The 20755-nt window shown below is 53.6% G+C and carries 17 protein-coding genes, 1 pseudogene and 1 riboswitch; of the genes and pseudogenes, 7 read left to right on the top strand and 11 right to left on the bottom strand.

Annotation, left to right across the window (positions count from 1 at the left end):
- Positions 1 to 88: 88 nt before the first annotated feature.
- The 4 genes from J0909_RS02660 (at position 89) to J0909_RS02675 (ending at position 5418) form a co-directional block, all read left to right on the top strand.
- A complete protein-coding gene (locus J0909_RS02660) occupies positions 89 to 985 on the top strand; it encodes an AEC family transporter (protein ID WP_207260250.1) in 897 nt (298 codons plus the stop codon).
- Positions 986 to 1345: 360 nt separating this feature from the next.
- Entirely contained in the window at positions 1346 to 1639 is a 294-nt protein-coding gene (locus J0909_RS02665) for a hypothetical protein (protein ID WP_207260252.1), read from the top strand.
- A 199-nt stretch (positions 1640 to 1838) separates the two neighbouring features.
- Positions 1839 to 3587 carry an ArnT family glycosyltransferase gene (locus tag J0909_RS02670; protein ID WP_207260254.1) on the top strand — a complete coding sequence of 583 codons (1749 nt, stop codon included), beginning with the start codon at positions 1839 to 1841 and terminating at the stop codon, positions 3585 to 3587.
- A 499-nt stretch (positions 3588 to 4086) separates the two neighbouring features.
- Positions 4087 to 5418, top strand: a complete 1332-nt coding sequence (locus J0909_RS02675) for a pentapeptide repeat-containing protein (protein ID WP_207260256.1) — start codon at positions 4087 to 4089, stop codon at positions 5416 to 5418.
- Between the two features lie 61 nt (positions 5419 to 5479).
- On the opposite strand, the pseudogene J0909_RS18535 reads toward J0909_RS02675, so the two are convergent.
- The 4 genes and pseudogenes from J0909_RS18535 to ccsA form a co-directional block, all read right to left on the bottom strand.
- Positions 5480 to 5614, bottom strand: a pseudogene (locus J0909_RS18535) (transposase); the annotation flags it as partial.
- A gap of 3 nt (positions 5615 to 5617) precedes the next feature.
- Complete coding sequence (locus J0909_RS02685) at positions 5618 to 5788, bottom strand: hypothetical protein (RefSeq protein ID WP_207260257.1); 171 nt, start codon at positions 5786 to 5788, stop codon at positions 5618 to 5620.
- A 15-nt stretch (positions 5789 to 5803) separates the two neighbouring features.
- Complete coding sequence (locus tag J0909_RS02690; protein WP_207260258.1) at positions 5804 to 6163, bottom strand: hypothetical protein; 360 nt, start codon at positions 6161 to 6163, stop codon at positions 5804 to 5806.
- 88 nt (positions 6164 to 6251) lie between these two features.
- Positions 6252 to 6689, bottom strand: a complete 438-nt coding sequence (gene ccsA / locus J0909_RS02695; RefSeq protein ID WP_207260260.1) for a cytochrome c biogenesis protein CcsA — start codon at positions 6687 to 6689, stop codon at positions 6252 to 6254.
- Between the two features lie 584 nt (positions 6690 to 7273).
- On the opposite strand from ccsA, the gene J0909_RS02700 reads away from it, so the two are divergent.
- From J0909_RS02700 to J0909_RS02710, 3 genes are all read left to right on the top strand, one after another.
- Positions 7274 to 7732, top strand: coding sequence for a Spy/CpxP family protein refolding chaperone (locus tag J0909_RS02700; RefSeq protein WP_207260261.1), 459 nt, complete (start codon positions 7274 to 7276; stop codon positions 7730 to 7732).
- A gap of 64 nt (positions 7733 to 7796) precedes the next feature.
- Complete coding sequence (locus J0909_RS02705) at positions 7797 to 8492, top strand: response regulator transcription factor (protein ID WP_286181708.1); 696 nt, start codon at positions 7797 to 7799, stop codon at positions 8490 to 8492.
- Complete coding sequence (locus J0909_RS02710) at positions 8485 to 9789, top strand: sensor histidine kinase (RefSeq protein WP_207260263.1); 1305 nt, start codon at positions 8485 to 8487, stop codon at positions 9787 to 9789. Before J0909_RS02705 ends, J0909_RS02710 begins: the two co-directional genes overlap by 8 nt.
- A gap of 457 nt (positions 9790 to 10246) precedes the next feature.
- On the opposite strand, the gene J0909_RS02715 is transcribed toward J0909_RS02710, so the two are convergent.
- From J0909_RS02715 to J0909_RS02750, 7 genes are all read right to left on the bottom strand, one after another.
- Complete coding sequence (locus J0909_RS02715) at positions 10247 to 11437, bottom strand: radical SAM protein (RefSeq protein ID WP_207260266.1); 1191 nt, start codon at positions 11435 to 11437, stop codon at positions 10247 to 10249.
- Between the two features lie 687 nt (positions 11438 to 12124).
- Positions 12125 to 13057, bottom strand: a complete 933-nt coding sequence (locus tag J0909_RS02725; protein WP_207260270.1) for an NADH:flavin oxidoreductase — start codon at positions 13055 to 13057, stop codon at positions 12125 to 12127.
- Positions 13058 to 13195: 138 nt separating this feature from the next.
- On the bottom strand, positions 13196 to 14890 hold the full coding sequence (locus tag J0909_RS02730) for a cytochrome b/b6 domain-containing protein (RefSeq protein WP_207260272.1): 1695 nt from the start codon (positions 14888 to 14890) through the stop codon (positions 13196 to 13198).
- 21 nt (positions 14891 to 14911) lie between these two features.
- Positions 14912 to 15385, bottom strand: coding sequence for a cytochrome c3 family protein (locus tag J0909_RS02735; RefSeq protein WP_207260274.1), 474 nt, complete (start codon positions 15383 to 15385; stop codon positions 14912 to 14914).
- A 30-nt stretch (positions 15386 to 15415) separates the two neighbouring features.
- Positions 15416 to 16990 carry a flavocytochrome c gene (locus J0909_RS02740; RefSeq protein WP_207260276.1) on the bottom strand — a complete coding sequence of 525 codons (1575 nt, stop codon included), beginning with the start codon at positions 16988 to 16990 and terminating at the stop codon, positions 15416 to 15418.
- A 66-nt stretch (positions 16991 to 17056) separates the two neighbouring features.
- On the bottom strand, positions 17057 to 17398 hold the full coding sequence (locus J0909_RS02745) for a YbbN family protein (RefSeq protein ID WP_207260278.1): 342 nt from the start codon (positions 17396 to 17398) through the stop codon (positions 17057 to 17059).
- Between the two features lie 170 nt (positions 17399 to 17568).
- Positions 17569 to 19368, bottom strand: coding sequence for a sigma-54 interaction domain-containing protein (locus tag J0909_RS02750; RefSeq protein WP_207260284.1), 1800 nt, complete (start codon positions 19366 to 19368; stop codon positions 17569 to 17571).
- A 1253-nt stretch (positions 19369 to 20621) separates the two neighbouring features.
- A riboswitch (cyclic di-GMP riboswitch) is annotated at positions 20622 to 20696 on the top strand.
- The last annotated feature ends 59 nt before the right edge of the window (positions 20697 to 20755 follow it).

Genomic DNA, 20755 nt, shown 5'->3' on the forward strand with positions numbered 1-20755 from the left:
GGCGGTTCGGCAAAGGGCTCCCCGCAGCGGCCGTCGGCCATGACGGTCGGTCCGTCTTTTTCGTCACTTCGACACGTCAGGATTGAAAGTGGAAAACTTCATCGTCATCAGTGTGTTCGTCTGCATCGGGGGGCTGCTCAGGCGGCTTCCGGTCTTCCCGGCCCAGACCGCCCAGGCGCTCAATCTCTTCGCGCTCTACGTGGCGCTGCCCGCCGTCATCCTTCTCAAGGCTCCCCATATCCGGTTCTCGCAGGAAATGCTGCTCCCGGCGGTCGTTCCCTGGGCCATGCTGCTCTTTTCCGCCGCATTGGTCCTGTGGGGCGGGAAGGTCTTCCGCTGGTCTCGGGAAGTGGTGGGCGTGTTGCTGCTGGTCGTACCCATAGGGAATACTTCCTTCATGGGCGTCCCCATGGTGACGGCGTTCTTCGGAGAGCAGGGGCTTCCCGCGCTGATAATATACGATCAGGTGGGGACGACACTCATCTTTGCCGTTTACGGTTCCGTGATCCTCGCCGTCTATGGAAGCAACATGCGGATACGGCCGGGCAAGATCGCCGGAAGAGCCCTCTTGTTTCCCCCGACCATGGCGCTCATCCTCGGCCTGTGCATCCGCTCCTGGCCCTATCCTGAACCGGTGCTCGATTTCCTGAAAACACTTTCCGCCATGCTCACACCGCTGGTCATGACGGCAATAGGATTCCAGCTCAAGATCCGTCTCAGCCCGACCACACTTCGCCCATTGGGATTCGGACTGATCCTCAAGTTGGTTGCGGCGCCCTTGATCGCCCTGGCTGGCTGCCGTCTGCTCGGTTTCGACACCCTGGCCGCGAACGTCTCCATATTCGAGGCCGGGATGCCCCCCATGGTGGTTGCGGGCACCATGGCCATGGCCGCCGGATTGGCCCCGGAGTTGGCCGCCGCCACCATCAGCCTGGGCATGGTCTTGTCCTTCCTCTCGCTACCGTTGTTGTATTGGGTGCTCTAAGCCACGTTCAGCGACGCGAGGCGGGCCCCTGGAGGCGGTCTGTTGGCCGTTTCGAGCCCGATAATTTGACTTTTCGACGGGAGCGGCCTAGTTGGTCAACGAGTTTGTGCATGATATGCGGACCCATCGTAAAGAGCGGGATCTTCCATTATCTTGAAACACATCGTTCAGTGGCCCGGAAATACGAAGCCACCTGTCCCGCAGGCTGTCCCTGAATGGAACGACCAATACATCTTTCAAAAAAACTTTACGTGTGGGCTGGGTACGTCGTTGTCCTGCTCTGCCTGTATTTCACGGGGTTGCGATTGGTGCGGCACTGGGCGGAGCTCGAATCGCTGCTGGCGGATCCCCAAACGCTCGGTGATCACCATCGTCCGCATCTTCGCAACGTACAAGCCCTTCAGGTTTTTCATGTCCGCAGCCGCGCTGTTCACTGCTCTCGGACTGATTCTGGGCTTTCGTTTCCTGTATTTCATGGCCATCGGCGAGGGAACCGGCCACATCCAGTCCGTGGTTTTATCCGGTGCCCTGTTGGGAATGGGTGTCCAGGTGGGGCTCATAGCCTTCGTGGCCGACTTGATAAGCGTCAATCGCAAACTCCTCGAACAGATCCGGCTTCAGCTCAAGGAAAAGAAAACAGGCAAGGACGACTGAGGGGATTGACGCGCGGCCTTGCCGCCTTCGGGGCCGCCAGTGAGCGCATCGGCGGCGGGTATGCCCGGAGCAACGGCGGCGGCGACGGCCAAGCGGTTCCCCTTTGCGGCGGGGTCCGATATCCGATGCCGGAAGACGGTCAATGCCGCACAAAACCGACGAATCAACGCGGACACCCAAACCCCGCCGGGGAAGACGAATGCTCGAACAGTGTATAGGCCATGGAAAGTCGGCGTATAGACGCGGGGCGGAGGCGCTGGACAAATGGGATTCATTTGTGGCCGCCCACCGCCGCCGTTCGTTGTGGATCATGGTTGTGCTTGTCGTGGCCGTCTCTCTTCTGATCCGATATGCGACGGCCCAACGCATTGACATGGGGGGAGACGCCTTTTTCAAATGGGGGCTTATCCGGGAGGCCATAGCGCACGGGCCCCTTCCCGTCGCCCATATCCACCATGGCTTGCGGTGGGCCCTGAACTTCCCGGTATATTTCATTCAATTGGCGTTTGGGGACTCCGTGGGCAACTATTACATTTGGCCCATGCTGTCCTCCACGGTGACTGCCGTTTTCTCCTTTTTGCTTATCGAGCGAATAGCCAATTGGCGGTGGGGGGCCCTGGCCGCGATGTTCGTCATGACGTCAGGCCGCGCCGCCAAGAATGGCAGCCAGTTCCTCCCCCTTGGGCCATGTACCATGTACATGCTCGGCGCATTGTTCTTTTTGGTTCTCTACCTGCAAACCGGAAAAAAGAGGGCGGTGGTCGCCAGCGCCATCCTGCTGTTCTTCAGTTACGGCGCGAAAATAACGGCGATATATTACTTCCCCGCATTTTTGCTGGTCCTTCTGCTGTGCCCGGTGTCGCCTTCGCAAACAATGCGTCGGCGTTTTCCCTCCATGCTCATTTTCGTCGCGGTTCTCGGGCTCCTGTTTGCGGCGGAGACCGGCCTGATCTACAAGACAACAGGAGAACCCGGAAGAATCACCGCGTTGAACACCGGAGCGCATGGGACAAGCAAAGACGAGGCGGCCTCCCTTTTTTCCCATGGCATCAACAAAGCTCGAAAATATTTCGCCAGCAATCCCTATGCGTTGCCACCATACCCCGACAACATCGAGTGGAGAAGCTTCTCCGTTACCCCATTTCAGTATGCACTCAGCATTTTTGTTTACCTGAAAGCGTACCGGGGATTCATTGTTTGCCTGTTCATGTACATTGCCGCGATACTCGCGGGGATCATTGTGTACCGGCGCAGGAAAGAGCTATACCCCTTGGCTGTTCCGTATCTTTTTGGTTTCTTGGGGCACGCCTACGCCATACGGTCGATCGACCCGTTCATCAGGCCGGAGCGTATTCTGAGCAGATACCTGACACTCGTAACCGTACTGAGCATGTTGGTTCTTCTCGGTTTTGTTTATAAAAAGTATGTAAGCGGAAATACGAAAGCGAAGAAGCGGATCACCATTTTCATTACACTGCTTCTCCTGGCGCAATCCGCAGACCATTTTATCAAGCATGCCCGCATACCAAACGGTATACAACATGCGTTGAACAATCAGCGGGTTGTTGAACAAGCCCGGCAGGAGCATCGCGCCATAGCGGTCTCCGCCGCCTCCTACAAATTCCCCTGGGGATATGCCTGTTTCTTCGGGAAATTGGATGCGGAAGACGCTTCCGCTCACGGGTCTTCGGGTTTCCCAATCATCGGGCACCATCGGAAATTGGAAAGCCTGTGGGGGAAGCTGAATCCCGATACCATTACCTCCCCACAATACATCGCGATGAATTGGGCTTTCGACAAGACGGAGAAGAAGCTCGCCAGATTCTATGAGATCAATTCCTTCGGCTACGAAGACCGCGCACTGGAAAACTACCTTGTTTTTGTCGAATATAACGGCAATACGCCACAGGAAGCCCTGAACAATTACGTTGAGCTCGAAGTGCGGTAACTCTGCGTGGTCCGGGGCATCCTTCAACGGCACGGGACGGTACTTCGCGTCGTCTTTGGCGGCGGCTCCGACAACGCCGGGTGGGATACTGGAAGGCCCGCTCTACTAGCCCTCTAAATACAGAAGTGGCCTCTGTGAGGCCCCTTTCCCGCCTGTTCCTGAAATCGAAGCGTTTTGAAAAATCCGGGAAACCCGTCTGGACGTTGTGACGAACTGATTTATGGTCAGTGCGTCAATGCCCTGCGAAACTGGCACCGAACTGCAATCCATTGCAAACCTGGCAAGACAGATAGCGCCGGGAAACGCCTACAGCCGCCATGTTTTCGGGGGCTGTTTGCGTGTCGCCGGACTTGCACAAAACCGGGACGAAAAAGCCTGAAGGCGGGAACGGAGGAGTGATTTACGAGTGGCGGATGGGAGTGGTGGCGAGCAGAGGGAGTTGTCTGGTTGTCGTTGATTCTATATCGTTTGCTTCAGACCGAATAACCGGGAGAAGCCGATGACCTGCTGCAAGTGTGAAGAGCACAAATGGGATGACCCGCAAGAGGTGGTTTACACGGACCCCGCGAATGGTAAGGAGTATTGTTTATTTCATGCTCCAGCTGACTGCAAGGGGATTTCTGTCGATGCGTTTAATGAGAAGGCGTTAGAGCGCATAAAGGCAGCGTCCGTTTCCGGAGGAGTTGACGTTCTCTGCAATTTGAGCGGTACAATTTTCCCTGGGGATTTCAATGCCAAGGGGCATGATTTTCCCGCAATAAATTTATTCAGAGCCGTGTTCACTCAGGGCGCACATTTTGGTGGTGCCCGTTTTGGCGGGATGGCCATCTTCTCCGACGTTCACTTCGGTGGGAAAGTGAACTTCAACAAAGCTCGTTTCAAGACGGGGGCAGTCTTTAGCGGGTGCCGGTTTAAGGGATACCCGAATTTCTACAGGGCCAACTTTGCCGGGGAGACATCTTTCAGCAAGGCCATCTTCGATGAAGATACGTGTTTTGACATGGCCGGTTTCGAGGAGGCTGTAGACTTCACTTCAGCGCATTTTCTGGGCGGAGCCAAGTTCTCCGGGGTCAGCTTCGGGGCGGAAGCCCTCTTCAAGGGGGTCTCTTTCGCGTGCGGCACGAAATTTACCACCGTGCAGGTCAAGGGAGTGATTGTTTTCGATGCAATCCAAGCAGCGGAAGGCGCTGTCCTCGAATTTGTTGATTGCATCGTTTCCCCCTCGGTTCTTGTCTTTCAGAATTGCGATCTCACTTGTTGTGATTTCAGCCTGCAGCGCGACCTTACCAATATTCACTTCGTCAACTCCTCTTGGGAGAATAAATGCCGAATCAAACCAAATGGGGAAGATCAGAAGGGTAAGCTTCAGCTCACCCGCGATTTTTATCAGCGGATGAAGGCCAAGTACAAGGGCGAGAACAACGAATACGAAGCCTCCAAGTGGCATGTGGCGGAAAAGGAAGCGCAGTTGAAGTTGTTTCGCTGGAATGGCGAATCGAAATTCCTTTGGATCATGCTCTGGCTGTATAAGTTTGTTAGTGGATTCGGCGAAAATGCGGCGCGGGCTTTCTGGGTGTTGATTGGGCTCGCTGTGCTTCCATTACTGGCCCTGACCTGCATGGGGGTTGTCCATCATTCCCCGTGGTGGGATTTTGATATGGCGGGCATACATCAGATCATCAAGGACTGGCTCAAGTTCATCCCGCTGGCCCGGACCATTGGCGAGGACGAACCGGGCGGACTGCATGTGCTTATGATCTTCTGGCAGCTCCTTATCACTCTCCAAGCGGCCCTGTTCGCGTTTGCATTGCGGAACCGATTCCGGCGCTAACCTCACTCCGTATAATCTCAAAAGCTCCCGCCAGCCTGTCGCTGCCGGGGGCGTTTGGGGTTCATCCGGCTAAAGCAGACTTCGCTTCATGGATGCCCATGATTTTGAGCTTGAGGAATTCGGTATCCCGGTGGCCGCAGGCCTGCCGTTTCAGCGTCTTTATCTTGTTGTTGGTTCCTTCGATTGGGCCTGAGGCACCCTATGAAAGGGATGGATTCCTTTTCCGGTATTTCCCGAAAGCTTCTCGTTTTTTCGGGCCGATGATCAGTGCTTTAATATTCTTTTCTTCCGAAAAACATCCATGAAAGAAGGTATGGCAGGGGAGAGAGGGAGCGATCACCCCGTTTCGGATCAGGGTGATCGCTTTCATGGCCTTAACTATTCACTACTCGGCCAACAGTTCCGGCTTGACAAATTCAGTGATGTCGTTGCCGAAATGAACGAACACTTTTTCCACGCCTTTGACCGGAATCCAGTAGCCGTCCACGTATCTGCCCTGCTTGGTAAAGGCTCCTTTGCGCGTGGCCTGGCCGGTTTGGAGCATCTTGTTGCCCAGACAACCGGGACAAATGCGATCGTTCGGGTAGAGGCTAAAGCATTTGATGCCCGCGTTGATACCCAACTCTTCCGCCCGCTGGTTCACAGCCAGAACGTCGCGGCAGGCGTGGACGAGCATCACGGGTTCGGGGTACAGCCCCCACATGGTGTCGAAGGCTTCAAGGATGGATTGATCTACTGATTCCATTTTTTTCTCCTTTTGATCTTGTTGAATTTACTACAATTTATATTGATAAAATTTGCGGAGTACCGAACAGGCAAGCGCAAGTATTTTCTCAGGTTGTCGCCAGATAGAGCTCCATGGCAAAGGACAGTACGACTGCATGAAAACCATAGACAGCCATATAGGAAGGAATTTTACCGCGCAGCCCCATGGTTATCCTGAAGGACAAAACGAGCAGATAGAAAAGCCAAATGACGGCTGGAAAGAGTATCCGCGGCGAAGTCAGATCAACCATTCCATATTTGGCACCCTGAAGAGCCATGCCCATGAGAAGCCCCAGGCCCATAGCGACAAAACCGAGGGTCAGGGAGATAAAAAGACCACGGTCCAGATCGTGGAGACTCCAGCGAAATCCCTTACCCAATCTGTACGCCTTGGTCTTAATCGCTCTTTCTCTCTTCAGATAGACAAAGGCGATCACGCAGGTGATTCCGAAAAGCAAATAGCCCAGAGAGCAAATGATAATATGAAGAATCAAACGTGCTGACATTGCTGGTTTTCCCCTGTTGGTCGGCCACGACGGCCAGCACCCCTTTCACTGCACCGAAATTATTGCCTTCGTTTCCGACTACGGTTTTTTCGCAACCACAGTTTATGCGCGATTCTGCCTAAAATTCCGGTCGGAAAAGCCGTACCAACAAAAAAACATTACTTACTCCAGACGCCGCGAAGATGCCCCACAGCGGGAGGATTTTCTCCATGGGCGTGCACCGTCTTCACGTATTTTTTCCAGCCGGGACAAACTGCGGTATGCCAAATCCAGAGGCGGCCGAGGAGCGACGAAGGCGACTGCTCCGCGTTCTTTCTGAATTTGCAGGTGTCGCAAGACATTTGGGGTCTGCTGTTTTCTTTTTGCATCACGATCTCCTTATCAGTGGCTGCCGCATTCCTGAGCAGCGTTGACACCATACTACGCAAGTCAAACCGAAATTCCTCTCTGAGTTGCAACGAGATGTAACAAGTTGTTTCCGGCACCTGGATACAATTGGATACAATTCGTTTCAGGTGAGAAAGGCCTTTGACCATTGTCTGCGGTACTCAGAAGCATACTTCGCACCCAATAAGGAGAACCACATGAAAAAGATGCTGATTATCGGTGTATTGACCGGGGTTGCCATGCTTGGTGCCTGCACCAAATTCGCAGCGATGAAGGGCCCCTTCGATGGCAATAAAGTCAACACTGCTTTTGTTGAGTATGTTGTTGATAAAGTCGAAGACAGGCTTGATTTGACTGAAGAACAGCGTGATCAGTTCAAAGCAATGGTGGAGAGAATGGCCGCCAGGGCGCTTGAACAACGTCCCGAGGTCGATGCGTTGCGCGCAAAAATGGCTGAGGAAATCCGCAAGCCCCGACTCGACATGGATACGCTGGAAACTTTAATGAAAGAGCGCATGCAGTTCTTCCGCATCATTATGGAAGAAGAGAAGGATGCCTTTGTCGCTTTTCATGCAAACCTGACGGATGAACAAAAAGGCGCTTTGGCCCAACTGATTCTTGATCATGGCAAGAATGGCTGGCACGGCGCCCACTAACCGGCTATTGTGCGAGTTGCCTCGGCTTACGGGGCAACTCATTTTCACATCATGCGAGGATGTAATGGCAAATACCATTTTAGTCATCGAAGACGACGCCGATCTCCAGCAACTCCTGAAAGAGTATCTTGCCGGGTTCGGTTATACAGTCCATTCCGAAGGAACGCCCGAAGCGGGGTTGGATACCTTCAAATCCCTTTCTCCGGACCTGGTCATTCTGGATGTCATGCTCCCCGGAATAAACGGCTTCGAGGTCTGTCGCCGTATTCGCCAGGACTCGCAGATTCCGATCATCATGCTTACCGCTCGCGGTGACGTCATGGATCGGGTGGCCGGGCTTGAAATCGGTGCCGATGACTACTTGCCCAAGCCGTTTGAACCTCGTGAACTCGTCGCCCGTATCCAATCCATCCTGCGTCGCAGCCAGCATAACATGACGTCCGGAAAAGGAGAGTTCGGCTCACTTCGTATTGACTACGATGGCCGTGCCGCATTGCTCAACGGGGAAGACATTGGCCTGACCACCAATGAATTCAACGCGCTTGCCGTTTTGGCTCGCAACTCCGGAAAGACATTCAGCAGGGACGATCTTATGCAAGAGCTGCGAGGCCTGGACAGTGAATCTTTCAACCGCTCCATAGATATCACCATGAGCCGCATCCGCCAGAAGCTCGGCGACGACCCCAAGCATCCCAGATACATCAAGACAATCTGGGGAACCGGCTATGTCTTTATCGGGCAAGGAAGTGAAGATGGCTAGAGTTTGTCGAAGAATCAGGCAATCCCTGTTCACTAAATTGGCCTTGGTGCTCGTCATGGGGGTTGTGGCCATCAATGCCGTCACCATCCATCTCTACACCACCCAGAAACGTGAATATGACACCACGTTAAATCTGAGTTTACTGCAGTATGCCCGTCACCTTGCCGACCAAGTCGGCTCCCCGCCAGACAGGAGTAGGGCGGAGGCTCTGGCTCGCCAACGGCCCATGCGCATCACCTATACGGGGAAAGCTTCATGGGTGGTTGGTGAAACGGAAGAGACGTTTCCAGAAAGATTCCTTGTGCCACGCTTCTCTCAAGAGGGGATTGAAATACTCAATCTTCATGAGAATTACAGACTGCGCGTTCCGCTTGCCTCTGGTGGGCTTTTGATTTTTGACCTGTTTTCCACAGAAGCTGAACGGTCTGCGTTGCGTCAATTCGGGGTTTATTTCCTCGTTGCCTCTTGCCTGATCATGCTGGCCATCTACCTTGTCCTGCGGCTCCTCCTTCGGCCCATCGAATGGTTGACCGAGGGGGCCGAGTCTGTTCGGGATGGCAAGCTTGACACACGTGTGCAGACGAGAGGTTCCGGCCAACTCAGAGAGCTCTGTGAAACCTTTAACCAAATGGCGATTCGGCTGGAAACCCTTGTGACAGGGCAACGGGACCTGGTGCTTGGAGTCAGCCATGAGTTGCGAACTCCGCTGACCCGCCTCAAGCTACGATTTGAAATGCTGGACACCGAGGTCGACACCACGGCTATCAAGCAGGATGTGCGGCAAATGGAAACCATGATCACCTCGCTGCTGGAAACTGCGAAAATGCACCACGGAGCCGATGGTATCCGGGCACAGTCAACGGATATGGCTCAACTTGTTGCCCGCGTTGCGAACGGGTATCAAGCCCAGCCTCCCGGCATTGTGCTGGACATCCCTCAAGAGCCAGTCATGGCAATGGTCGACCCACAAAAAATGACTATTGCCTTGAACACGTTGCTGGACAACGCAATCAAGTATTCCGCCCCGGACGGTCCGTCTGTCGAGGTCTCGCTGCGAGTGAGAGGCGATGAGGTCAGCATTAGCATCACAGACCACGGCATAGGCATCCCGGAAGAATCGATCAGTCACCTTTTTGATCCTTTCTACAGAGTGGATGAATCGCGAACCCGCGACACTGGGGGATATGGCCTGGGCCTTTATCTTTGCCAGACAATCATAAAAGCGCATAGGGCGCATATTGAAGTGGAGAGTACCTTAGGCGTGGGAACGACGTTTCGGGTAATTTTTCAGTCGTGATTCATTTACTTGAGATTTTTCTGATGGGAATGCCGTGCGGCGGCTTGTCGAATGGGGGGACTTTACATCGCAAACGTCCCAAAAACAAAGAGTCGGCAAAGTCCTCGAAAAGAAGCTTTGTCGACTCTTATAGTACGACGCAATCAAACAGCTAATCAGGCCGATGCTCGCTTGAGACCCGCAGTGGCCTCTCCGAACCAATGCCCGTGGTCCAAAGCCACACGAGCGACATCCTCAATGTGTCGATCAAGTTCTTTAGTATTCAAACCCAGTCCACGGCAGTTCAACATCATAACATAGGTGGCTTTCTGAACAATTGGTCCAAACCATGTGATGTTTGCCCGAACATACTCGGACAGGCCTGCGATATTACCTTCAGAATAGGCCATTCATTAAAATAAGTGTCTACAAAAGCTTAATACATACTTTTCGGTAAACTTAGAGCAAGTACAGAAGCTTAGATGAATTGTTTTAATATTTGATCCACAACGTGGTCCCAGTTTTCCAAAGATACACCGAGTTCACGACATCGTTGTTTTGCGTAGCTCCGTTTTTGGGGATCGTTCAGGTCCGAGAAACGGGAAAAGCAATGAGTGCGACGGCCAATGGAGAAGAGCATCTGTTCCTCTGGCGGCAGGTCGAGAAAGGTCCTTACGGGTTTAGTCATGGCTTCTCTGTTTTCAGTGATTTTCCCATCAACTTCCTGGAAGAGATTAAGGACATGATCGCTGCGTACGGTGGCGTCGATTTCAGCCAATGAATCCAGCATGAGCAGGAGTTCTTGCGCTGTCTCAACTTCGCCCATCTTGTCGAATTTGCCAGCCTCATATTGTGCCGCGAGGGGGGCGCTGTCCGGCAGGCCCAGGGTGCGCAGTCTGATGAAGTCCGGATTTATCTGGTTCAAGGCGTCTGCTGTCTCAAGAGCGTTCTCCCGTGACAGGGAGCGACCACCCAGCCCTAGCATCCAGTATTCGGATAATTCCATGCCGGCACGTTTGACCTTTTGCCCTGCCGCGATCTGAGTGGCTTTGTCCACACCCTTCTTGACCGCCTTGAGGACTTTGTCCGATCCGGATTCCATGCCGATGTGGACGCGATTGAGGCCTGCTTCACGAATCCGTATCATGTCTTCGTCGCTGACCTTTGCCACGGATTTGGAACGGGCATAGGTCGTGATGCGATCCACATCCGGGAAGCATTCACGGATGTGTTTCAGAATCAGAACAAGATCATCCGGTTTGAGAATGAAGCTGTTGCCGTCCTGCATGAAGATGGAGCGCATGCCGTTTTTGATGAAATTGTAGGCAGCGTATATCGCTTGGCGGTCAAAGCCGGGATCATTCTCTAACGCATTAAAATGGCTAAAAAGTATGCGCCCATGGAGCTTCTCAAGGTCTAAAAGCTTTTCCACGTTTTGATGCACCAGATCGATATCACGCAGGATATGGTCCACCGGGCGCAAGGAGAATTTCTGGCCCTTGTATAGCCCGCAGAAAGTGCATTGGTTCCAAGGACAATTACGGGTGATACGCAGAAGCAAGCTTTCGGCTTCGCTTGGTGGTCGGATCGGCCCCTGTTCAAAGCCTTTATACTCGTTGTCATCCGTCTTAGACGGACATTGATCAGTATATATGTTCAAGAGTTCCATGGAGATTCTCCTTAGGGTAAGGAACAATGTTGTGTTGGGCGGAAAGCTGCTCGTTATGGAACCTGTTTGGTAACTCGTCCTCCTTGTCCACGAGCTACGCCCGACGTCGGTATGAAAGCGCTGAACCGGCTTCATGGCATAGGCCATACCGGTAACGATCAGGGAAGAGCCGTCCTTTGCGATTTCCTCTTAGACGTTCAGCAGCGCCTGAGTCTGGCTGCCGTTATCGTCATATATTTTCATGGACGTTGAAGCGCGGACGATACGGTTCTTGAGCTTCATATTGCCAATGGTCACTGGCTCAAAAATAATCTCTGCTTCCTTTAGGTCAAGTACATACTTTTTAGTTAGGTACTTACCAAAAAGTAACTATGCCCACCTAAGGGGGATAAATAATGAAAGTTGAAACAACGTGTGCGCAGAAGCGGGACGGGAGAGAAATTTTAATTGTTTTTTTGAAGTGTCACAGCAGGTGATATGCGGAACGACCTACTGATTGTGAGTCAGTATGTTCTGTAATTGGGCTGTTATGCTCGGGAGAAAACAGTGCAGTAGTTCCCCTTATCCGTCCGGCATTTCGAGCAGTGAAGGCATTTGGCAGGTGCTCGGTCGCCATCTTTCCAACGCTTGAAAAGGTTGGGTTCAGCAAGCAGCGGTCTGGACAGGCCGTACAGTTCAATATTCGTTTCATTGAGCATGGTTTCGATATGGGCCGGGTCGGAGAGCCCCCCCTACGGTGATGACGGGGATGTCGACGTCCTGGCTGATGATGTTGCCGAACTCGGCGAAGTAGCCCTGCTTCTTGAGCTCGTGGCCATCGAATATGCGCCCGGCCATTGATTTGGCTTTTCCGTAGATGTTGCCGGATATTTCCAGCCCGTCAACGCCCAGTCTTTCCAGTGCCTTGGCGATGGCCCGTGTTTCGTCGAAGGTCTGGCCGCCCTCGAAGAATTCGCTGGCCGTCAGTTTGACGAGGATGGGGAAGTCGTCTCCCGCCTGTTCGCGCATTGCTTCATATATCTCGATGAGGAAACGCATGCGGTTTTCCAGGCAACCGCCGTATTCGTCGTCGCGCTGGTTGTAGTATGGGCTGAGGAATTGGTTGATGAGATAGGTGTGGGCAGCGTGGATTTCCACGCCGTCGAAACCGGCTGTTTTCGCTCTTTTGCCCGCAGCCGCAAACGCCTTGACGATGTAATTGATATCCGCCTTGGTCATGGGGGTGCCGCGTGTGCCGGAGCTTTTTTCGGGAACATCGCTCGGGGCGAAGATCGTCCTGTCGCCGACATTGTAGCTGGTCTTGGTTCCACCATAGGCGATTTGCAAAATTATTTTGGAATCATGCTTGTGGACCCTGTCTGTCAGGAGTGCGTATTCGCCGATAAACGCATCATCGTATATCCCCATCATGCCGGGGTTGGGTTGCTCTTCTTCGACAATGTTGGCGTATCCGGTGATGATCATGCCGACTTCGTTTTTGGCCAACTCCTCATAGATGGTATATAGGCGATCTGTCATGTGGCCGTCGTCAGTGGTCATGTTTTCCCATGTCGCGCTGCGGACCAGACGGTTTTTCAACGACATCGGGCCGATATTGCATGTGTCGAAAAGTGTTTTCATTGCGGTACCGTGTGATGTGATTTGAGAGGAAAGCCGGGGCCGGACAGTATTGTCCGGCCCCTTGGGGCTTTCTGAGGTGACGGGTAGGAGGTACCCGTCTAGTAGGGAGTGGCTATGGTTTCACTGTGTGATGACTGTTTATTTTTCTTTGTCGTTTTTCATCTTGCCCGTGATCATGCTGCGGACCAGCGCAAAGACGCTTTCGCCCGTGGTGCAGAGGTACAGGTGGACCACAAGGAAGACGACCATCAGGAAGGCCGAAGCCGTGTGGGCCAGCGAGACAAAGCGTTCGCCTTCCATGCCCATGATCTTAGCCGGGATCAGGTCCGGGATAAACAGGTAGACACCTGATACCACCAGGGCCGGGAACAGGATGAACAGGACGCCGACATACGAAGCCTGCTGCAGCGGATTCAAACGCTTCCTGGGATCATGGCCTGCCGGGTTTTCCTCGCCTTTGTAGATGCCGAACATGTAGTAGCGCAGCTGTTTGAAGGTGGCCGAGATGAAATCGGCACGCGGCAGGTACTGCATGATCTGGCCGGACAGGATGAGGTAGAGCACGTACAGCATCCACATGCCAGCCAGCCCGATGGCGAGCGTGGCGTGGGTGGACTGTGCCGCCTTGAAACTCATGCCCGCACCGAAGTGCATGGAGAATCCGGAGACGATCAGGACGAGGAACAAGGCCGCGTTGATCCAGTGCCAGACTCTGACGAGCAACGGGAACATGGTCACCACGGTGCCGCCATGGGCAATGGCCTTGGTGCCGGACATCCGCAATACGGAATGGACGACGATGACCAGCAGGATTACGGCCAGCAACTGCATGAACCGGGCATTCAGCACCGGAGTCTGAGTGATGCCGGTGACGTACTTGCTGTCGAGCAGGCTCGCGTTCATGAACCCGAGCACGGAGTCGGCTTGGTCAGTGCTGGCAACGATCAGCTGGGCGTTCTCCTCGACGAGTTTTTTGTCATCGAACAGCCCCTTGTTGACCATGGAGAATGCCTTTTGCTCATTGCGGTATTTATTCAGCTTGGTGAGCATGGCGGACGACTTGGAGTGGCAGTACTCGCAATCGACCATTGCGCCATTGGCCTGCATGTCCTTGACCTGCATGATAACATGGACGTCGGTTCCCTTGTTTGCGGCATGGCAGTCCACACAGCGCACAGCGGCAAAGTGCTTTTCCTTATGCGGCAGGAACCAGTGGGCCATGTTCTGATCAAGCAGCTTCTTGTCGGTCAGGGCCTCATAGCCGCGCAGGTCGTTGTGGCACTGGAAGCAGCGTTCATTGGCTTGTGCTATGGAGCCGGGAATGTCCTCGGTTCGCTCCGGAAGGCGGAACGAGTGGGCATTGTGGCAGGACGAACACGGGAACGGCTTGCCTTTTTCAACAATGGCTTTGGTATGGTAGCTGCGCTTGGTCTGCTCGGCGATGTCCTTGAAGTAGTCTTTGTGACAGGTCATGCAGTCCACGGGCTGCTTGTCTTTGAACTTGTGGGGTGCGCTGGCAAAGGCCTCAGGGCCTGCGCCTTCGTGGCAGCTCTGGCAGCTCTGACCACTGTGGACCGAGTTGCGATAGTCGACCGGGTCGACGTAGAGTTGCAGAGTGCGACCTCTGTCCGTTTTCCATTGAGAGTTGATTTCACGTTTGCCGTGGCAGGTGAAACACGTCTCGTTTTGTTTGAGAGCCTGGTGACGCATGCGGTCGGCCTGGGAGTAAAATTGCTCCTCATGGCTGGCCGTGTCGTCTGCCGCCATGGCCCCTGCCGCCGTCAGCAAGGCGATCAGTATGACCAGGCATGCAATGGCCTGTTTGATAAACATACGGTTTTCCTCCTGATCTCTTTAGGGAACCTGGTAATCGAAGTGGTGGCAGTTTTTGCAGTAGAATTCGGATTTGCCATGTTCCTTGTGGCAGGCGTCACAGGGGAGTTCCGTCCCCCAGTGGGGAGAGTTGTGGGGGTTGGGGTCGAGTTTGACGGTGCGCTTGGCAGCGTCTTCGGGAGTGCCGTGGCAGTTGGCGCAGTTGCGGGTGTCGGGAGGAGCGGTCGGCTCTTTGACTGCGTGGCACAGTTCACAGTTGGTGCCGTTCTGGTGAATCTTCTTGTGGAAGCTTTTCACCGGCACTTTGCCGAACACCTTGTTGTCGATTATGTCAATGGTGATTTGGCGGACCTTGTGTTGTTCCAGAGTTGTTTCGGCAACAGACGGTTTTTCTTCAACTTCTTGCTGCGCGCGGAGAACGCTCGGTGCAAGGAAGATTCCAATGACAAACAGCGTAAGAATCGCCCCGGAGGCGACGGAAGCCTTCGTTTTCATAGTAAAACCCTTCGGTATTTATGGTGCGATTTAGACCGGTTCGTTGTCGGCGATGTTCTTGCCGGCAGTGCGACCCATGACAAGGCAGTCGGTGATGGCGCAGCTGCCGAGGCGGCTTGCTCCATGGGGACCGCCGGTAACTTCACCCGCAGCATACAACCCGTCGATGGGCTTGAATGTCTGGGAGTGGAGGACATGGGCGTTGACATCGATCTGAACGCCGCCCATGCAGTGATGAACCTTGGGCCATCCGCGCACGCCGTAGAAGGGCGCTTTGATAATGGGCGTGGCCGTGCTGAGCGGTTTACCGAATTCGGGATCGTTCTTGTCTGCGACGTACTTGTTGTAGTCGGTGATGGTCTTTTGGAGGCTTTCGGCCGGGACTTTGTAGAAGTTTGCCAGCGCCTCAACCGTCTCGAAACTGTTGACGACCTTGTACTTGAGGCAGCGGTCCAGCGTGGGGCAGGCCTCTGCGCCCTTGCTGTCGACGAGGATGATCGGATAGTCCGGGTTGCCGTTTCCATCGACCTTTTTCAGCATGGCATCGGCGCGGGTTTTACGGTCAGCCAGTTCGTTGACGAAACGCTTGCCGGTAGAGCGGTCGACCATGACGCCGTAGCGGAAACCGGACTGAATGTTGAACATGGAAGCAACGCCGAAGCCCTGCTCGTCCGGGGATGCCCACGGGCCGAGCTGGATCAGGGATATTTGGACCGGGATGGCGCCCGCGCGGAATGCGGCGCGCATAGCTTCACCGGTTGCACCCAGTTGGTTGGTGGAGTCGATCTTGCCTGCGAGACGGGGGTCCTGAGATGCGCGGAATTTGGCATCCTGGCTGAAGCCGCCGGTGGCGAGAACTACGCCTCGGCGTGCGTGGAAGTTACAGATCTGTCCGCTTTCCTCATCCGGGAAGCGGTAGCCGTCGCGGGCGCGGATGCCCACAATGCGGTGATCGTCGTTGACGATGAATTCGAGCATTTTGCAACCGGTGCGCAGGACAACGCCTTCGGCGCGCGCAGTTTTCACGAGCGGGCGGACAATGCCGGAACCGGATGCGTTATGGGTGAGGTAGGTGCGGGCTACGGAGTGGCCGCCGAGCCAGGAGAGCTTGGGCTTGAAGACCGCACCGCACTGGATAACGAAATTATATGCGTCGATGGAGCCTTCGGCGATGGCTTTGGTGATCTCGACATGGTTGATGCCGCGCCCGGCTTTCAGCATATCGTTCACCATGAAGTCGATGCTGTCCGTGACGCCTTCCTTTTTCTGGAGCTCACTGCCTGCGACGGCAAAGAGGCCGCCGTTGATGCAGGAGTTGCCGCCCAGAACGCGCATCTTTTCAACAACCATGACGTCGAGGCCCTTGCGGCGGGCTTCAATGGCTGCGGACAGGGCGGCAAAGCCGCTGCCGATGACCAGGACGTCGAATTCGGCATCCCATTTGGTGGTGGGCAGTTCCGAGCGGACTGCGGGCGCTTTTTCACTGGCAAGGCTACCGCCCGCGCCAAAGAGGACAGCCCCCGCCGCCATGGCACCGCCGTTTAAAAGCAGCTTGCGGCGGGACATCGCTGCCGCCTTGAGTTTTTCATCCCTTGAATTGGACATACACATAATCTCCTTTAAAATGACAGACGATTCCTCTTGATGCCGCCGCGTCGCCCCCACGGCGCGTTAGATGGCGACATCCCCAGCAGGACCGCTTGCCAGCTCCCGAAGGTCTTCATAGTCAGCCGCCCCGAGGAAGCGTTGTTGTTCAACTCCGGAAAAGAAGAGGAGGAAGGTGGGACTTCCATCCAGCTTCATCTCTTTTTCGAAGTACGAACTGTACGCGGGGTTCAACACCGCGCACGTAACGCGTTTTCCGGCAGTCTGTGCGAGATCCGAAAGGACTTGCATCTGACCGCCTGAGATCAGGTCGTTTGACAAGTAGCCGATAACCAGCAGCCCGGGAGTTTCTTCCACGAGGGCATGATACTGGTCGGGATTCAGCATTTTACACTTACGAAGAGGCATGGTTTACGCTCCTAGCCCCGTAAAGCAGGTAGTGTGCCAATATTAAAGAATATCATATCTATCCAAAATATTTAGTTTTATTGCGAATATGTAAAATGTGTAACGTCTGTGAAATGTGTAGCAATGTTTACAGTGTTACACAATGTGTAATGTGCCTTGTTACACTTTGTTCAAGATATCCCGGCCCGTTTCATCCAGCGGTACAAAGTCGGGCGGCTGATGCCGAGTATGCGTGCCGCTTTGGCTTTTTTCCCGCTGGCTTGTTCCAAAACCCCTCGAACAACGTCCGCATCAAATGTGTGTGACTTGGAGGGAGTGGCGGGATGTGCTGGGGAGGATTGTGTTTTTTGGGGTGTTTCAGAAAGCTGCTGGCAAAGGCTTGAGAAGTTGTCCTTGAAGGTTCGTGGCAGATGTACGGGGGTCAGCATTGCCTCCCGGCAAAGGATGGTCGCGTATTCTATGCAATGCCTGAGTTCGCGGACATTGCCTGGCCAATCGTAGCGAACAAGGATGTCCATGAGCTCCGGGGAAATGGACTTGATGGAGCGGGCAAGCTCGTTGTTGAACATTGTGACAAAATGCTCAACAAGGAGCGGGATGTCCTCTTTGCGTTCCCTGAGAGGGGGAAGTTCGATCTGGAAAACGTTGAGTCTGTAATACAGGTCCTTTCTGAATGAACCGTCCTGAATTTTCTGCAAGAGGTCCGCGTTGGTCGCTGTGATTACGCGGACATCCGCTGTCCTTGAGCGGGAACTGCCGACCCGTTCGTATTTCTTGTATTCCAGAAAGCGGAGAAGCTTGAGCTGGATAGAAAGCGGTAGATCTCCCACTTCGTCTAGAAACAGGGTGCCTCCTTCGGCTGCTGCCACGCGCCCCTCGGAAGCCTGAGTCGCACCGGTAAATGCACCCTTTATATGACCGAACAGTTCGCTTTCCAAAAGTGATTCGGACAGGGCGGCGCAGTTGACTTTGACAATGCGCTTGTCTGCCCGGTTGCCGTTGTAGTGCAGGGCGTCGGCAACCAACTCCTTGCCGGTCCCGGATTCGCCGGTGATCAGCACCGTGGTCTCAAGGTCGGAGAGGCTTTGCACCAAGCTGGCGATATGTTGTAAGGCCTCGCTTTTGCCCATCATGTTGTTGAGCAACTTCCGATCTTGCAACTGTTGCTCCAGCACGGCGAGGCGGGTCATGTCTTTGATGATCAAAACCGTGCCGCCAAAGCTGTAGTCACCGGTCCGCAGGGGAGCCGCATTCAACTCCAACCTGCACTCCCTCCCGTCCGGATTGCGGGTGGTAATCTGGAAAAGTGAGGTGATCCTCCCGATCTCCAACGTCTGCTTGATCACATTCTCATAGGGGCGCGACGCTTCGCCAAAGCACTCTTTAAGAGTTTTTCCTTTGTAATCCATGAGAATGCCACCATACAGGGCCAGAAACGCCTCGTTGGCGGACAGTATGCGCATATCGTCATCAAGCGTGGCAATGGCATCCGGGATGCTGTTGAACGAATACTCCATGTTCAAGCGCAGTCGATGCATCTCGTTGGTATTGCGCTGCATTTCCTGCTGGATGCCGTAATATGCGACGGCCCCGGCCAAGCGCTGCATGAACAACTGGACCAACGGTTCTGCTTCGGGAGTTTGTGCGCCGATGATTCCGCATTTCAGGTGGCAGTTCGCATCGGTGTGTTCGCAAATGAAATCGATTTCAGCCGATGTGGGTAAATCTTCGAAGGAAAACTCCGAGAGAAAGAAATCCGGTTTGGGATCGGATGAATTGAATATCGCAAGGACAGGAAAGGTTTCCTGTTCCAGTTCGATCATCAGGGAAACCTGCGAAGCCTGCGTCAATTCCAGAAGCGTCTCAAGCGCGGTGCTGACTATCCTGTGCAGGTCCTTACCTTGAATGGTATCCAGTCGCAGAAAGAGGCTTGCGAGACTGATGCCGTGAATATCAATAGGTTCACTCATTGCTTTTATGTAAAGTGTAACGTGTAAAGTGTAAAGTTACAGGTGGTAGCTCAAATGGGGGGCGGACAACAGGGATTGGTCAAGAGAATGAGAAGTGGGGTCACTTTGTTGAACCACTGAACGGCGCTTCGAGGCGTTTATCAAAAGCCGGCCGAGGGCATGGGTAAAGAAGCATGGTTGAGCTTGTACTGCTCGACTAAATTGGGATAACTCGCGAATTTTGTTGTTGGTTATGTTGCTTTTGAGAATCTGGATGCGGAAATCTGGTGACACCATCTTTTCACCCCTAAGTCTTTGGGCAATATACATCCCAGCCACCCCAGGGCATCCCCCTGCACTCAAATGTATACCAGCCTGTATACCAAGGCACAAAAAAAGCACCTACGAATTGTCATAAGTGCTTGATTTAGTTGGAGAAAGGAATCGGAATTGAACCGACGACCTACTGATTACGAATCGCTTTTTGCTGTTTATGATTCCAGGAGCTTGTGTCTGTATCTCTTTTTAAATCAGACAGTTGATTGCTCGTGATGAAATCTGATTAATCAAGAAAGTTCAGATTTAGTGGAGCAAAATTGGAGCAAAAAAAGATGCATTTTCTGTTGGTGATTGTCGGTTTTGATGGATTGCAATTGGCGTGATGAAGTGGGATGCAGCACGATAAATACGGTAGGTTGTGTGAAGCTCTCTTAGGGCGTGCGGTCTGTCCTCGTAAACAACCAAGGCGCGAGCGATTAAATCGCACATGGGTTGCTCGTTCCCGGATACTCCCTCAATGCACGCATCCAACCAGCCGTCTTTAAGCTTCTCTGTGTCCACCTAGTATCCGGCATTGTGAGCCAACGGCGAGAGATAATAGCGAGCCGTCCGCTCGTTTCCTTCCCTGAAAGGGTGGGCCGTGCTGAGCCAACATGTAGGCTACTCGCTCAACGAAAACGTTCGGTGGAGATACTTTGAGGTAGTGTTCTTTGACCAGTCCTTTCGCAACGGCAGGTCAATTCGGCAATAATTCAACTGAGTGACGCAAGATTGGCGCCAATTGGTGCAGGCCAGCCGAGGTTGAAATCGGTACTCCCGAATTATGTTTAGTCGGTGTGTGCTGGCGGCTACTTCGCGCCTTTGTATCGAGTTTGATGATACATATAGCTAGTTGTTCACTTCTCCTCTATATATGAACACTTTTCTTGACATTAGTAATGATTCATACAAATTTGCAACATCTGCTGATCTTCCAAGGGGTGGAACTTCAGCCGCAAAATTATAGCCAAATCCGTCGTGAGGCGGAGACGGAAAGCCACGGGTCTCAAGAAGACAGCCGGGTTGCCGCATGGGAGCTGCGTCACAGTTCTCGATCTCCCTTTTATTGATAGTTTTGGAGTAGCCAGCT

This window comes from Desulfovibrio sp. Huiquan2017 (genome assembly GCF_017351175.1).
In the GTDB taxonomy this organism is placed as follows: Bacteria; Desulfobacterota; Desulfovibrionia; order Desulfovibrionales; family Desulfovibrionaceae; genus Pseudodesulfovibrio.